13 protein-coding genes are annotated in these 12,859 nt (G+C 54.8%); 5 read left to right on the forward strand and 8 right to left on the reverse strand.

Going from position 1 to position 12,859, the window contains the following annotated elements; translation table 11 throughout:
* Nucleotides 1-25 precede the first annotated feature (25 nt).
* From SMC1_RS00190 to amrA, 5 genes are read left to right on the forward strand one after another with little or no spacing between them, the layout of a single operon-like run.
* Entirely contained in the window at nucleotides 26-1,318 is a 1,293-nt protein-coding gene (locus SMC1_RS00190) for an amidohydrolase (RefSeq protein WP_119084802.1), read from the forward strand.
* Nucleotides 1,315-1,839, forward strand: coding sequence for a CinA family protein (locus SMC1_RS00195; protein WP_119084803.1), 525 nt, complete (start codon nucleotides 1,315-1,317; stop codon nucleotides 1,837-1,839). The genes SMC1_RS00190 and SMC1_RS00195 overlap by 4 nt, the downstream gene beginning before the upstream one ends.
* Nucleotides 1,836-2,846, forward strand: coding sequence for an AmmeMemoRadiSam system radical SAM enzyme (gene amrS / locus SMC1_RS00200; protein ID WP_119084804.1), 1,011 nt, complete (start codon nucleotides 1,836-1,838; stop codon nucleotides 2,844-2,846). Before SMC1_RS00195 ends, amrS begins: the two co-directional genes overlap by 4 nt.
* Nucleotides 2,843-3,658 (forward strand): AmmeMemoRadiSam system protein B, encoded by an 816-nt coding sequence (gene amrB / locus SMC1_RS00205; protein WP_165849084.1) that lies wholly within the window; start codon nucleotides 2,843-2,845, stop codon nucleotides 3,656-3,658. The genes amrS and amrB overlap by 4 nt, the downstream gene beginning before the upstream one ends.
* The gene (amrA, locus tag SMC1_RS00210) at nucleotides 3,651-4,220 is read left to right on the forward strand and encodes an AmmeMemoRadiSam system protein A (protein WP_165849085.1); all 570 of its coding nucleotides are present in this window, start codon (nucleotides 3,651-3,653) and stop codon (nucleotides 4,218-4,220) included. The genes amrB and amrA overlap by 8 nt, the downstream gene beginning before the upstream one ends.
* On the opposite strand, the gene SMC1_RS00215 is transcribed toward amrA, so the two are convergent.
* The 8 genes from SMC1_RS00215 to SMC1_RS00250 form a co-directional block, all read right to left on the reverse strand.
* Nucleotides 4,184-5,515 (reverse strand): C69 family dipeptidase, encoded by a 1,332-nt coding sequence (locus tag SMC1_RS00215; protein WP_119084806.1) that lies wholly within the window; start codon nucleotides 5,513-5,515, stop codon nucleotides 4,184-4,186. The genes amrA and SMC1_RS00215 overlap by 37 nt on opposite strands.
* A 77-nt stretch (nucleotides 5,516-5,592) precedes the next feature.
* A complete protein-coding gene (locus SMC1_RS00220) occupies nucleotides 5,593-6,426 on the reverse strand; it encodes an ABC transporter permease (protein ID WP_119084895.1) in 834 nt (277 codons plus the stop codon).
* A gap of 109 nt (nucleotides 6,427-6,535) precedes the next feature.
* Nucleotides 6,536-7,459 (reverse strand): ABC transporter permease, encoded by a 924-nt coding sequence (locus SMC1_RS00225; RefSeq protein ID WP_119084807.1) that lies wholly within the window; start codon nucleotides 7,457-7,459, stop codon nucleotides 6,536-6,538.
* A gap of 55 nt (nucleotides 7,460-7,514) precedes the next feature.
* Nucleotides 7,515-9,491, reverse strand: a complete 1,977-nt coding sequence (locus tag SMC1_RS00230) for an ABC transporter substrate-binding protein (RefSeq protein WP_119084808.1) — start codon at nucleotides 9,489-9,491, stop codon at nucleotides 7,515-7,517.
* A 119-nt stretch (nucleotides 9,492-9,610) separates the two neighbouring features.
* Nucleotides 9,611-10,552 carry a S66 peptidase family protein gene (locus tag SMC1_RS00235; RefSeq protein ID WP_119084809.1) on the reverse strand — a complete coding sequence of 314 codons (942 nt, stop codon included), beginning with the start codon at nucleotides 10,550-10,552 and terminating at the stop codon, nucleotides 9,611-9,613.
* The gene (locus SMC1_RS00240) at nucleotides 10,549-11,382 is read right to left on the reverse strand and encodes an NlpC/P60 family protein (protein ID WP_119084810.1); all 834 of its coding nucleotides are present in this window, start codon (nucleotides 11,380-11,382) and stop codon (nucleotides 10,549-10,551) included. The genes SMC1_RS00235 and SMC1_RS00240 overlap by 4 nt, the downstream gene beginning before the upstream one ends.
* Nucleotides 11,383-11,433: 51 nt before the next feature.
* Nucleotides 11,434-12,258 carry a M55 family metallopeptidase gene (locus SMC1_RS00245; RefSeq protein ID WP_119084811.1) on the reverse strand — a complete coding sequence of 275 codons (825 nt, stop codon included), beginning with the start codon at nucleotides 12,256-12,258 and terminating at the stop codon, nucleotides 11,434-11,436.
* The coding region (locus tag SMC1_RS00250; RefSeq protein ID WP_279386551.1) for a mandelate racemase/muconate lactonizing enzyme family protein at nucleotides 12,255-12,859 on the reverse strand (605 nt) is incomplete at its 5' end. The genes SMC1_RS00250 and SMC1_RS00245, both read right to left, overlap by 4 nt.

Here is a 12,859-nt window from a genome sequence, read left to right on the forward strand (position 1 = left end):
TGATATAAGAAAAGGAGCGTGCGCGATGGTACGAGTATTCACGTCGGCCAAGATACTTGATACTGGGCGGGGAAGTGATGACGCGACGCGCGTCGTGGATATTCTTGTGGACGGAATGAAGATCAGCCGCATCGCTGACCACGTGGATCCGCCCATGGGCGCCACCGTCGTTGACGCGTCGAGGTACTTGGTTACTCCTGGGTTTGTCAACGCCCATGGGCACCTTGCCATGACGCTGCTGCGCGGGCTTGCCGACGAAGTGTCGCTTGACGTGTGGTTGCATGACTACATGTTTCCACGCGAAGCTCTCATGAATGGTGACGACATCTACTATGGTAGCTTACTTGCACTTGCCGAAGGCATCATGTCCGGGACGACGACGTTCGCCGAGATGTACTTCTTCGAAGACGATGTGGCTCGGGCTGTGGACGAGGCCGGCGTACGAGCCAATCTCTCGACGGGTACCGCCTCCCTCGACAACGAGCGGGGCAAGCTGGAGAAGTCTGAAGAGTTCGTCGTGCGCTGGAACAACAAGGCCGATGGTCGCATCAGGACTAGTTTCGGCCCTCACGCTCCCTATACGGCGAGCCCGGAGTTCATTCGGGAGAACTTCGAACGTGCCCGCGATCTTGGCGTCATCGTGCAGTTTCACCTTCACGAGACAGCCAAGGAGATCGAGGAGTTCACTGCAGCGTATGGGACGTCTCCCATCTCGTACTACGCTGACCAGGGATACTTCAAGAATCCACCGCGGCTTCTGGCTGCCCACTGTGTCCACATGACCGCCCATGACACAGAGATCCTGCGTGATGCGGGGGCAAGCATTGTCCTGAATGTCCAGAGCAACCTCAAGCTCGGGTCCGGCATCGCTGACTACAGGCTCCTGCTGGGCAGCGGAGTGAACCTTTGTGTCGGAACGGACGGAGCGGCCAGCAATGACAACCTCGATATGCTGGAGGAATTGCGGGTGCTGGGTTTACTTATGAAAGGTTCGACCATGGACGCCTCGGGTATCAGCAATGCCAGTCTCCTTGCGATGGCGACCGCCAACGGAGGTCGAGCTCTCGGGTTTGATGACGTGGGAACGCTGAGCGAGGGGGCTGCAGCTGACCTGGTCTTCTGGGATCTCGAGGATGAATCGTTCTGTCCAAGGAACAACGTGGTCTCCCATTTCCTCTGGTCGGCAAACAGTCGAGCTGTCGACTCGGTCATGGTTGCCGGCTCCTGGGTCATGGAGCACAGGCAGTTGCTGGGCATTGATATCGACAAGGTGCGATTTGAGGTGGCACGGAGGGCGCGTCGCCTGGCGAGTGGATGAGCGAAAACGCGGACGAGGGTCTCGTGGCGGTTGCCGGAGCACTCTTGAACCTCCTGGCTCAGCACGGCTGGCGCCTGGGTACGGCTGAGTCGCTCACCGGGGGGATGGTCGGAGAAGCCATCACTGCTGTGCCAGGAGCGTCGGTGTCATATATGGGCGGCGTGATCAGCTACACGGACCGGGAGAAGACAGCACTGTTGGGAGTACCGGCCGAGTTGCTGGAGAAGTGTGGCGCTATCAGCGTCGAGGTGGCAGAAGCTATGGCTCAGGGCTGCAGGGAGAGGTTGAACGTGCAGGTAGGGCTTGCGACGACAGGAGTAGCCGGACCGACATCGGACGGCAGAGGTACGCCTGTCGGGACCGTGTTCGTAGCCTGTGCGACACCACGAGCGTGCACAGTGGAGCGACTACTGCTGGACGGGGACCGACTCCACATCCGCGTCGAATCGACACGTGCAGCCCTGCGGCTGGCCATCCGACTCGTAACGGCAACCCTGCCAGGGGCGGAGGAGATGACATGAAACCAGCGAGGCTCAGTCGTGTGGAGGAGAGCGGGGCCGTCAAGTGCCTTGCCTGCGCTCATGGGTGTGTGGTTACTGAAGGCAGAACAGGATTGTGCGGTGTACGTCGCACGGTGAAGGGAGAACTGCAATCCATGGTCTATGGTCTCCCGGCCTCGGTTGCCCTCGATCCTATTGAGAAGAAGCCGCTGTACCACTTCTTTCCAGGATCGACCGCGCTCTCACTGGGCACATTCGGATGCAATTTCACCTGCGCTTTCTGCCAGAACTACGAACTCTCGCAGGCACGAGATATCGATGAGGAGCTGTCCCGTCTGCCTTTCCTGGACCCGGAAGCCGTTGTGCAACTGGCGCTGCGGCAGGGAGCGTCATCGATCGCCTGCACATACAATGAGCCCGCAGTGTGGGCGGAATACGCCCTGGACATTGCTGTACAGGCAAGAGAAGCCGGCTTGCGCACGGTGTTCGTGTCCAATGGATTCTACTCCCGCGAGCTTCTGGATGAAGCGCTACCCCTGATCGATGCCTACAATATCGACCTGAAGTCGTTCTCCGACGACTTCTACCGACGCGTGTGCGGCGGGCGCCTCCAGCCTGTCCTCGATGCCATACGAGCGATCCATGAGGCAGGAGCCTGGGAGGAGATCACGTCGTTGATCATCCCTGGGCTCAACGACTCTGAGCATGAACTGAGGGCCATGGCGCACTTCGTTGCGTCAATCGACCCTGCGATACCGTGGCACGTCTCGCGGTTCTTTCCGATGTACCATATGCAGGATACGCCGATCACGCCGGCTGCTTCAATCGAGAGGGCGGTACAGGTCGGACATGAGGAAGGGCTGCTCCATGTCTATTCGGGGAACCTTTCAGTCCACGATGGATCCAGCAATACGGTGTGCCCACGATGTGGGGCAACAGTCGTGGAACGGCAGGGCTACACCGTGACAGCCCGGACAGGCCTGACGTGTCCGACGTGTGGGACTCACATCAAGGGGGTGGACCGATGATACGAAATGCCGTTGTTGCCGGGCAGTTTTACCCGGCGGAGGCTCATGAACTGCGCAGCGACGTCGAGGGATACATCGAGGGCGCACGTATCCCAGCCGACGTCGTCGGTGCCGGTGCTGAATGCAGGGGGTTGATCGTTCCTCATGCCGGGTACGTGTACTCGGGTCCAGTGGCGGGAGGGGGTTACGCCTGTCTCGCGAGCCTGGACAAATCTGCGCACACGACCGTGGTCGTCCTTGCCCCGAGTCACCACGTGTGGTTCAAGGGTGCGGTACTCCCGGAAGCAGACGTGTTCCGAACGCCACTAGGAGACATCAACGTTTCGGATGCAGCGAAACTCCTGACGAAGGGCTCCTCGGTTTTCACGTCCGGTGAGGCCCATGCACTGGAGCACGCGGTCGAAGTGCAGTTGCCATTCCTGCAGGTATCTCTCATGGACTTCAGCATCATTCCATTGGTACTGGGAGAAGTGGACACAGAGAGCCTGGCTCAGGAGCTCCTGGCACTGAATCTTCCTCACATGCTCGTCGTCGCCTCCAGTGACCTCAGTCACTATGATCCATATGATATGGCAGTGGAACATGACCACACCACGATTGGGCACATATTGGAGGGAGAGGGCGACAAGCTGGGTGGCGACGATGCCTGTGGGTTTATGCCGATCAGGACGATCCTCGCCATGGCACGCATATGTGGCTGGAGGTCCCGTCTCGTCGACTACAGGAATTCTGGTGACACTGCAGGGGACAAGTCCGCCGTCGTCGGATATGCGTCGATTGGCTTCTGGGAGGACAGGAATGGGCATGAATGAACATGAACGCCTTCAATTGCTTGTGCTGGCACGTGAATCGATTCGTATGCGGCTGCTGGATGCACACGAACTGACACCGACGCGCGAGGAATTCCCTGATGATAAGTTCTGGCAGGATCAGGGAGTGTTCGTCACGTTGACCGAGCATGGAGAGCTTCGAGGCTGCATCGGGACGATCATGCCCGTGTCTCCTCTGGTTCAGGCGGTTGCGTCCAATGCGCTGTCGGCGGCTTTCAGCGACCCACGGTTCGAACCCGTTGAGGAGTCGGAGTTTGCAGACCTGTCTATCGAGGTCTCTCTGCTTTCTGTTCCAGCTGAGCTCGCCTTCTCCTCGCTAGCGGACCTTCAATCGAAGCTGGCGGCAACACGTCCCGGCGTCATTCTTCGGCGTGGAGTCTATCAGGCCACATTCCTGCCACAGGTCTGGGAGCAGCTACCCAACGTCCACGGATTCCTCGAGGCTCTTTGCCACAAGGCTGGACTCCACACGGAGAGCCTCTCTCAGCCGGGTCTGAGCGTTTTCACCTACACCGTCGAGGCGTTCTCCGAGGACTGCAAGTAGGCAGGCCACAGACGCACGAGATCCCTGTTCTCCCGCCGCCATTGCAGAGAGAACACGAGGGAGTGTCTCGTCGGGTGGTCCAGTGGCTCAATCGCTTTCCAGAGGGCAACGCGGTACTCTTTCTCGAGCTCGAAGCACTCCCTTGCAGCCTGCTTCCGGTACTCCGGTGCGGCACCTGCCATCATCCCCTCGAAGTGCTGTTCGAGCGGGGCTCGCAACTTCTCGATAGCCTTATGTTTCTCGGCGTAGTTGTTCTGCAGGTTCCGTGAGATGCGCTCGTTCTCGAGCCAGTAGTTGAGCGCCTCTTCCTGCTGGTTCTCACCGAACATCCCGGCACCTTCGGCATCCAGCGCGATCGGTTTGAACGGGACGATGCACGGCGCCGATGCGCCTGTGACCCACGCGACGGGCCCTGACTTGTCGAGGTCGGCCACCATGCTTCCGACAGTCTGATCGCCCACAAGACCGCCAAAATGCATGCACACCGAACCGACACTGCCTGCTGAGAGAGCATAGCCCAGGTCGTCATGCTGACGCAGCGCTGCTTTCATCGTTGCTGCAGTGGCTGGCGCCCCTGAATCGAGAGCGCTGAGACTGCTGGCACGACGCGCGTGTGCTCTGGAGAACTTGGTAAACAGAGGGTCTGAAAATGAGGCTGCGAAATCCATCCTGTCCTTGCCGCGTCGCAGATGCTTCTGCTCGGCGAAGGCTTCGGCACCTGGCGACAGCTCATCCCAGTCGGAGCCGATCGTCAGGAGGTTGGAGATCGCCCCGGCTCCGCTGATCTGCTTGCGAGCCCACTGCTTTCCGACCGTCTCCAGGACCCAAGCCTCAGTTGTATCAGCGACCAGGAAGCTGTTGTTGTAGAAAAACTGCTTGGTGAAGCCACAGTTGCCACCCTGGCCATGTTGTTCCAGCAGAGTAATGATCACATCTACGGCTGAGCGAGCACTGTCGCAGCGTTCCAGAGCCAGCCTGAGTAAGTCCATGCCGGTCAGCCCCGTTTTGCCGTATCCCCCACGGGTGAAGACCGCCTCATTGCCGATGGCGATGCCATGTTCATTGACGCCCATCTCGGCACCCCACATCCAGAAAGGTCTGCAGAGCAGAACGGCGTTCGTCTCCCGCACCTGATCGACTTCGATGTAGGTCGTCTTGAGTCTCGGCTCGCTGTGGGTCCTGTGTGGCACACCCGTCAGGAGCTGGGCCTCGTTCGGCTCGCGGTCGCTGTTTTTTGCCAGGAAGGTGTGGGCATCTGTGGAGGTTGCTGCGAGAGCCGCAATCGTATCACACATGTTGTGCCCCCAATGGGCACCGACATCAGATTCTTGCTATTCTGGTGCCAGTGCCCGATAGAAGAATTAGACGGAACTCAATTCTTAAGAAAGGGATCCATTGCATCCCTGAGACCATCTCCGAGAAAGTTATAAGCGAGAACGGTCAGAAAGATAGCGGCGCCAGGAAAGAATGCCATCCATGGAGCATTTCCAATAAACCGCTGTCCGTCATTGAGAATGGCCCCCCAGCTTGGCGTGGGAGGTTGTACCCCGAGCCCGATGAATGAAAGAGCTGCTTCGGTGAGGATGACTCCTGGAATAGACATGGATACTGTGACGATGATAGGGGCGAGACAATTGGGGAGTATATGACGCAGGATAATACGACGGTCGCTCATTCCAATGGCGCGTGCTGCCTCGATATACTCCTTGGATCGTATGGACAGTACCTGACCCCGGATCAGTCGAGCATCTCCTGCCCAGTCGACGAGAGCGAGAGCAATAAAGAGACTGAGAATTCCACGTCCGATGGCGAAGATGATGGCAATGGCGAACAGAAGGCTTGGAAATGCAAACATGATGTCGGCCAGGCGCATAATCAGCAGGTCAATCCAGCCCCCGTAGTAGCCGGAAATAGCTCCGAGAAGGACACCAATGCCCACACTCACGATAACGGGAAGAAATGCAACTGCAATGGAGATACGGCTGCCATAAATGATGCGGCTGAACAAATCGCGTCCGAACTGATCTGTGCCAAACAAATGATCGCGGGAAGGAGGCAGCAAAGCGTTGTCAAGATTCTGGTCCCGATAACTGTAGGGGGCAATAACGCTCGCAAAGACGGCAGTCAGAATTAACACGCTAATAATGATAAGCCCTGCCATTGCCAGCCGGTGCTTTTTTAGACGATGCCAGATATCCGTGATCATAGACGTCTGTCGGGCCTCTGCCTCACTTTCTGCAGCAAGAAGCTCTTCATCTTTCTCCTGAACCGTAGTGAATGGCGCACCACCCGTTTCCGGCTTGTTCTGTTTTGGGCTAATCATAACGGATCGTCGGATCAAGATACGCATACAGGATGTCAACGAACAGATTGATGAGAACGAAGATAATGGCAACGAAAATTACCCCTCCCTGAATCATCGGGTAGTCGAGATCAAGAGTGCTGTTTATGAGCAATTTTCCAACTCCTGGTATCTGAAAGACTGTCTCTGTTAAAGCAGCTCCGGTAAGCAACCCACCGAATTGCATTCCGATCAGAGTAACGACGGGGATAAGGGCATTCCGGAAGACGTGTCGAAAAATGACTATTCGCTCTGGTGCTCCTTTTGCACGTGCAGTCCGCACATAGTCCATGCGGATTACCTCGAGAATGGAAGAGCGTGTCATGCGTGCGATTGAGGCTGAATAGATGAGCCCCAGTGTAACTGAAGGTAGGACAAGATCGCGGAGTCCTTCAAAACCAGAGACGTGAAACCACCCAAGTTTGACGGCGAAAAACAGTTGCAGGAGCATCGCCAGCCAGAAAACAGGCATTGAGACGCCGATAAATGCGAATAACATGCTGAACGTATCCCAAACGGAATAGCGTCTCACGGCTGAAATAATGCCAGATGAAAGGCCGATCAGAAGCCCTATGATAAGGGCGCCGAACGTCAGTTTGATCGTTGCCGGCATGCGCTCGAGGATAAGCGACATCACCGAAGCCTTGAATTTGTACGAGTTCCCAAGGTCTCCACGCAGTACACCTTTCACGAACTCGAAATATTGTACAACCAGAGGTTTATCCAGTCCAAGTTGATGTCGGAGTTTTGTAACGAGTACTTCATTTCCTGACAGCTTTCCCAGCAGTACCTTTGCTGGGTCGCCCGGAACAACATGCATCAAGATGAACGTTACCAGAGTTACTCCCCACAGCACCAAGATGAGCAGGAGCAACCGGCGAATAATATAGTTTCTCATAGTTCCTCCGCAGCATGACCCGGCTGGGATATGCCAGCCGGGTGAATTTTTCTGGTTAGTGCGCCAGATAAACTGGGTAGTAGGCGACGACTCCGGAGGGGTGCAAATAGTAATTGCGCACCTTAGGATTCAAAATAACGGTGGTAATCGTATTCCAGAGCGGGAACTGCACGGCGTCCTGGTAAATCAGTTTTTTCTCCAGGTCCTGGTAAAGCGGAATACGGTCGGACATACGCGTCAACTTTGCTGCCTTCTCGATGATGGCGTCATATTCCGGTTTTGCCCACCCCATGTTGGAGTCAGTCCCTGTATGGTACAAGGGAGCCATAAAATTGTCGGGATCAGCAAAGTCGGCATACCAGTTGCGGTAGGCAATATCGGTTTCACCGGCGCCCAGGAGCTGCCAGTATGTGGCGCTGTCGAGCTTTTTCAGGTTCACCGTAATGCCAATCTGTTTGAGGGCTTCCTGGAATGCAAGATGCTCGTCCTCCATTCTCCCCGATCGCATGACCATCTCGAGTGAGAACCCATTGGGGTAACCAGCGTCTATCATGAGCTGCTTTGCCTTGGCCAGGTCGTAGCTGAACCCAGGGAGGGTAGCGTTATAGGCGGGTAGCCCTGGAGGGAAGATGCCTTTTGCAAGATAACCCTGCCCTTTCAGGATCTTGGCGAGGATTTGTTCGCGGTTGATTGCATAGCCAATGGCCTGACGGACGCGTATGTCCTGAAGCGGGCCCTTCCGTTTGATGTTAAAATCAATGCGGTAATAACTCATATCTGCGGTTTTGTAGACGTTGGTAGCATAGGTCTTGACCAGCTCGTCATATTGTGCAAGGGGTGGGTACAGAACATCAAGCTCGCCCTTTTTAAATTTGAGGACCTGCGTATTCTCATCCTCGACGATATCGACATGGACTCCGTCAAGTGCCGGGCGACCCTTGAAGTACTTGAGATTGGCTGCATACAAAATATGGCTGCCGCGCTGCCATTCCTTGACATAGAACGGACCGGATCCGACTGGATGAGCAAAGTAGGTATCGCCCATCTTCGTCACAGCCTTCTCCGAAAGGATACCGAACGCCGGAATCGCAAGAATCTGGATGAACGGAGCGAAGGGTTGCTCAAGAGTAAAGGAAATCGTGTAATCGTCCAGAACCTTGATTCCAGAAACGGCCGAGGCCTTCCCGTCCGCTTTTGCCTGACCGCCGACAATCTTGACAGGAGTCAGATAGTAGTCGAGAACGCCGCTGGTATAAGCGGGGCCGTTGGGATCAAAACAGCGCTCAAACGTAAACTTGACATCGTTGGCGATCAGCTTGGTTCCGTCGCTGAAATAGATGTCGTTTCGGAGATGGAAGGTGATGGTTTTGCCATCTGTTGACGTGTCCCATGATTTGGCTGCATCGGGCATGATCGTGAAATCCTTGTATCCCACGGTCACAAGGTTGGAATAGATCTGACGACACGCATTGAACAGGAGCAAATTTGTATTGGACTGTGGATCGAAACCGTCTAGATCTCCGCCGTTGTAGTCATGCAGAATGCCGCCAATGACAACAACTTCCTTCCTGAACGTGATACTTACCGTGTGGGTCTTTGCATCCCAGCCAACTGTGGCACCGATAGCTTCCGAGATGAAGCGTACCGGAACAACGGTTCGCCCCGTTTTCAGGATAACAGGAGCGGCTTCCAGAGTCTTGCTGACCCCATTGACCGTTGCCGTCGTGGAGCCTATTTTCAAGGTGATATTATTCCCTTCAAGAACGTAACTGACAGTCTTATTCGTCGGATCGTAATCGACGAATGCGTCTAGCGCTTCGCCAATAAATCGGAACGGAACCATCGTGCGTCCATTGATAATGACGGGAGGCTGATCAAGCGTTTTCGGAACCAGGTTGACATAGGCCTTGGCACTGCCAATCGTCATAGAAATGATTGCGTCCTGGTCTGCGGCAACATTGACGGGAGCGACCCAGATGCCAAGAACAAGTGCAATTGTGAGCACAAGCGATATAACTCTCTTTGCTTCCATGAATCGTACCTCCTCTGAGATATAGGAATTCCGCGTTCTCTTTGCCGCACGATCTCGTTGGGATGGATCAACAACCTAAGGCCCTTTGTTCATCATCCCTCCTGTTCCTCGCACCTACGTCAAATTGTGGCAGCTTCCAACAGTCTTATCGATGCAGCGCTGGCGTCAAGACGCACGGCACAACCCAGCGGCAATGTTGTCATATCTTGTCCATGGCCACTGGGAAAATCAACAAGAACGGGTTTACCTAGACCGGACAGATAGTCGCGATAGAGTTCGGCGAGATGAAGAGATGGTTTGGATTCGTCAGGATTTTGGACGTTTACCATCTCTCCCATGACAATAGCTGTAGCATCCCGGAAGATTCCTGCAAGGGCCAAGTGGGCGAGCATGCGGTCAATATCATGCCATTCTTCATCTACATCCTCAAGAAACAGGATACGTCCTGTGCAATCCAGTTGCCACGGTGTTCCGAGAAGCGCCTCGACAAGCGTCATACAGCCGCCGACCAGGACACCTTCTGTGATGCCGGGCAGCATGGCGTGTGCCTTATTGGATGCACGATCGTACATGAGTTCGCCGGTAAATGAAGGCTCCGTCAGCAATTGCCACATTGTCTGCTCGACAAGGGGGCGCATATGATCATTGATGTCGATGGATACCATGGGCCCGTAGAACGTTGCAAGGTGTGCCTCTTTCCAGAATGCAAGATGTAAAGAGGTAATGTCGCTGTACCCCATGAACGGTTTTGGGTTGGCGCGGATGCACTGGTAATCCAAGAGGGGCAAAAGTCTCATTGCTCCGTATCCTCCACGTGAGCAGATGATTGCATCGATATCGTCTCGGTCAAACATTTCGCTGATATCTCCCGCGCGCGCGATATCGGTGCCTGCCAGATATCCATGTGTATCATGCACATGCGTTCCGACAATAGTCCGATACCCCCGACGCTGCAGGTAGGCTATACCAGCTTGAAGCTTTTCCTCATTATTAGGACCGGCGGGGGCAACAATCCCGATTGTAGCACCGGGCCGGAGGGCATGTGGATGAACTACCGTCATTTGCCGGTCCACTGTCTACTATCGACGTACAAGTCAGTCCAATGCTTATCGGCAAGCTTGCTTGTTTGCACAACTGGATGCTCATGCGTGGTCGCATGGATGAGTTTTCCAGCGCCAATGTATATGCCGACATGAGTGATGTTCTTGGTAGCTGGATTACCGAAGAAAATGAGATCACCAGGCTGCATTTTTGCTTTCGGAACAAGAGCAAATTCCTTCATACCTCGTTGAATCCCAGCATCACGCAGAATGATGATACCGTTCAGGCGGTAAACGAGTTGTGCCAGGCCTGAACAGTCGATCCCAAACGGTGAAACTCCACCCCACCGATAAGGCAGCCCAAGAAACTTCTTTGCTGTTGCCACAAAGTCAGAGCGTTTTCCCCGTGCAAACAGATAAGGGGCATTATCAACGATGACATCTCCCTGTTGGACCCACCCGATTTGCCCATCGGGAAGGCGTACGTGGAGCCATCCATCTTGCGTGACCATGTCCGGCACCTCGAGTGTTACCCCGATCGTGACAGTTGTCATAAGCGGTGAGTCCACTGACGGACCCTTATTAATGTTTGCAAAGAGATTGGTGGTTGTGGCCACATGACCACGGGATGCATATGGCTGATCCTGCTTTGTATAGAGTCGTACCATTTCAGCAGGGACCCAGCCTAGATAGGTGTCTGGCAGCTGGATATTGTACCAGCCCTCCTTGTTCAACTTCACGACGCATGTTGTACCGATGATCGCCTGACTGACAACCTCGGATTTGACATTCGCATCAAGATACATGTTGGCAATGTTGGCGGTAATGACACCTTTTCTTTGCAACGTCATGAACCCTCCTTAATAGTGAATTTGTGCCAGTTGTGATAGGTGAGTGAAACGTTACACCATCGGCGCCTGGCTGGCTAGTGCCGTCATGGTATAGAAGGCAAACCATGCCTGAAGATAATCATTGGTGTCAAATGCAAGCGTCGTGCCATCCAGGCGCATGGAGCCGGGCATCATGGACGCTCGGTCGGCCTCTCCAGCCTGAAGATACCGTACTTCCAGCCGGTAGGGGGCTGATGGCAAGTAAGGGCAGGCTTCGGGGATTATCCTCACAGCTTCAGCTGCTGTTTTGCGGATAAGTTCACGTGCGTTTGCAACGGAGAGATGGCGGGCGCTATAGGCAGATTGACCTTGCTTGACGGTGGCCGTCCGGATCCATGGAAGGTACTCACGTGCCTCTTCTGCAACATGCTGATCGCCACTTATCATGACGACGGGAACGCCAAAATAGCCTGCAATCATTGCATTAAGGCCAGTTTCACCGTACACCTTACCATTGATTTTGAACTGCGAAACACAACCACTGAACGTATGCACGATTGTAGAATTCCATGTGCCGGCACGAGCGTGATATCCAATGAAAAAAACACCATCTATTCCGGTATCCACACCCTGCATCATAGACAGGGGCTTCTGCGAACCAGTTATGTACTCGATGCGAGGATCCAGTTTCTCAGGAAGCAGATTCGTCATGTCATGGTGGGAATCGTTCACGAGAACAGAACTGGCGCCAGCATCGAATGCGCCTTGCGCAGCAGCATTTACCTCCCCCGTAATCTGTTCTCGGGCAAACTCATAGAACGGACCGGTGGGGGATGACTGTTTCTCCGTGACGATACCATCTACTCCTTCCATATCACACGAAATGTAGATATTCATGACAGAGCCTCCTGATTGGCAAAATGATTACGATATTCATCGTTGAGCTCCACTCCCAGGCCAGGGCGATCAGAAACCGTCAGCTGGTCTCCTCTTATCTCGACGCCACCGGTTGTCGGCTGGAATGCAAGATCGATGCATCCATCCAGATCGACATGCGTGACGACCGGTGATGCCAACGCTACATGTGCTCCTGCTGCAATCCCGACAGGAGTTTCTGTCATGCACCCGATCATACATGGGATACCTGCAGCTCGTGCGATAGCCAGAATGTCGAGTGCGCGGGAAATACCTCCAACCTTCTGTAGTTTGACGTTCAGCATGGAACATACGTGAGAACGGACTAACGCCAGCGCATCCTCTGGTGTATGGACGGCTTCATCGGCTGTTATCGGAATAGGGCTATGGTCACTTACCCATCGCAGGGACTCTGTGTCTTCTGCAGGAACGGGTTGCTCGGCAAAATCGATTCCTGCTCCAGCCAGTGCTAGCAGCACACGCAGAGCTCCTTCGCGGTCATATCCCTGGTTTGCGTCGACATGCAGCGGGAACGTGGGCCCTACTGCTGTACGAACCGCATGGACGCGTTTGACATCAAGAT

The organism is Candidatus Cryosericum septentrionale, from assembly GCF_003570995.1.
Classification (GTDB): Bacteria; Caldisericota; Caldisericia; order Cryosericales; family Cryosericaceae; genus Cryosericum; species Cryosericum septentrionale.